A 2,500-nucleotide genomic window follows, 5' to 3' on the forward strand; every position below is an offset into this window, starting at 1 on the left:
GTCTGACGCCTGCCCGGTGCTGGAAGGTTAAGAGGAGGGGTGCAAGCTCTGAATCGAAGCCCCAGTAAACGGCGGCCGTAACTATAACGGTCCTAAGGTAGCGAAATTCCTTGTCGGGTAAGTTCCGACCTGCACGAATGGCGTAACGACTTCCCCGCTGTCTCCAGCATAGACTCAGTGAAATTGAATTCCCCGTGAAGATGCGGGGTTCCTGCGGTTAGACGGAAAGACCCCGTGCACCTTTACTATAGCTTTACATTGGCATTCGTAGTGGCATGTGTAGGATAGGTGGTAGGCTTTGAAACCTGGGCGCCAGCTCAGGTGGAGCCACCCTTGAAATACCACCCTTATTACTATGGATGTCTAACCGCGGCCCGTTATCCGGGTCCGGGACAATGTATGGTGGGTAGTTTGACTGGGGCGGTCGCCTCCTAAAGAGTAACGGAGGCGCGCGATGGTGGGCTCAGAACGGTCGGAAATCGTTCGCTGAGTGCAATGGCATAAGCCTGCCTGACTGCGAGACTGACAAGTCGAGCAGAGACGAAAGTCGGTCATAGTGATCCGGTGGTCCCGCGTGGAAGGGCCATCGCTCAACGGATAAAAGGTACGCCGGGGATAACAGGCTGATGACCCCCAAGAGTCCATATCGACGGGGTTGTTTGGCACCTCGATGTCGACTCATCGCATCCTGGGGCTGGAGCAGGTCCCAAGGGTATGGCTGTTCGCCATTTAAAGCGGTACGTGAGTTGGGTTCAGAACGTCGTGAGACAGTTCGGTCCCTATCTGCCGTGGGTGTAGGAATATTGAAAGGATCTGTCCCTAGTACGAGAGGACCGGGATGGACGGATCTCTGGTGGACCTGTTGTGGCGCCAGCCGCATAGCAGGGTAGCTATATCCGGACGGGATAACCGCTGAAGGCATCTAAGCGGGAAACCCACCTTAAAACGAGTATTCCCTGAGAACCGTGGAAGACGACCACGTTGATAGGCCGGGTGTGGAAGAGCGGCAACGCTTGAAGCTTACCGGTACTAATAGTTCGATCGGCTTGATCGTTCTCATTCCTTATGCTCATCGTGAAACACGATGATCTGACCAGCGCTCACGCATGAGCGGCCCTTACAGGGCCTATGCTCCGCGAGGGCGCCGGAAAACCGGCGACGCGCAGTCGCGCTTGCGGGCTTACGCCCGAAAGCAAAACACAAACGTCGCCTTGGCACGAAAAAACAGCTTCTCGATATAACGTGCGTTTTGCCGACCTGGTGGTTATGGCGGAGCGGCTGCACCCGATCCCATTCCGAACTCGGCCGTGAAACGCTCCAGCGCTGATGGTACTTCGTCTCAAGACGCGGGAGAGTAGGTCGCTGCCAGGTCTGCAAAACGCACGTTGAACTCTCATCCGCAAACCGGATGAAACTGAAATCTTCTCTCTACGAAAAGGCCCGCCAAGGGATCACGGGCCGCGCAAGCGGCCCTTTCATTTGGTCAGCCATATACCTATCTGTAAGCCATCCTGTTCATAGGCCCAGGCTTACGTCCAGATAAGCAAGCAAACGCTTGCTTCAGATCCGGAGCAGGCAAGAGCTTGCCCTGGAGAGTCCGGAGCAAGCAAGAGCTTGCCCTGGAGAGTCCGGAGCAAGCAAGAGCTTGCCCTGGAGAGTCCGGAGCAAGCAAGAGCTTGCCCTGGAGAGTCCGGAGCAAGCAAGAGCTTGCCCTGGAGGTGACGCGGGGTGGAGCAGCCCGGTAGCTCGTCAGGCTCATAACCTGAAGGTCACAGGTTCAAATCCTGTCCCCGCAACCAACAAAAAAAGCCCGCTTCACGCGGGCTTTTTGCGTTCGGACCGTGATCGATGGCGATTTTAACCTGCACCAGGGGTCGGAAGCAGGCGAAGCCGACCGTGGGACAGAAAAGCCAAATCATGACCCCCAACCGCCCGCAGCTCGCAGGCCTTTTGTATTCGGCACCTTTGCCCACGCGAAGCCGGTTGGCTCCCGGCTCTGTCAGCGCGGCAACCGCCACGCGCCGGCGCGATGGTGACCGGACGCTTTGGATCATGCAAAACCAGGCGACGAACCATTCTCTCGCCATCAGATCTTGGAAAACGAACCGTGATCGTGCGCTTCCAATCATTGCTATCTATTGTTACTGGGCTTTGATCGGCGCCATAATCTTCCAGGAGGTTGCCGTGCCCGACTACGCTCTGAACGACCACTATGAGAGCTTTACCAGGAAGCAGCTCGAATCAGGCCGCTACAACAATGCCAGTGAGGTTGTTCGCGCCGGCCTGCGTATGCTCGAGGATTTCGAGGCGGAGCGGGAAAGATGGTTGCGCGAGGAGGTTCCGGCGCGCCTGACCGAGCTCCGGCAGGATCCGGCTAAACTAAGGGCATCCCTGTCGAGACAGTTTTTTCGCGGCTCGAGGCGCGTCATCACGCGAAGCAGGCGAAAGCCAAATAGGCAATGGAGTACCGCATTGTCTTCCACCCCAAGGCGGAAACTGA

At 56.9% G+C, this 2,500-nt stretch carries 1 tRNA gene, 2 rRNA genes and 1 pseudogene (1 of these 4 cut by a window edge); all 4 read left to right on the forward strand.

Going from position 1 to position 2,500, the window contains the following annotated elements:
• Positions 1 to 1,054: ribosomal RNA gene (locus NL532_RS07550) — 23S ribosomal RNA — on the forward strand; it begins 1,747 nt to the left of the window's first position.
• Between the two features lie 202 nt (positions 1,055 to 1,256).
• Positions 1,257 to 1,371, forward strand: a 5S ribosomal RNA gene (rrf, locus tag NL532_RS07555).
• A 351-nt stretch (positions 1,372 to 1,722) separates the two neighbouring features.
• Positions 1,723 to 1,799 (forward strand) — tRNA-Met (locus NL532_RS07560).
• 385 nt (positions 1,800 to 2,184) lie between these two features.
• A pseudogene (locus tag NL532_RS07565) lies at positions 2,185 to 2,456 on the forward strand (type II toxin-antitoxin system ParD family antitoxin).
• Positions 2,457 to 2,500 lie beyond the last annotated feature (44 nt).

The sequence above is a fragment of the Mesorhizobium sp. C120A genome (assembly GCF_030323105.1).
Taxonomy (GTDB): Bacteria; Pseudomonadota; Alphaproteobacteria; order Rhizobiales; family Rhizobiaceae; genus Mesorhizobium.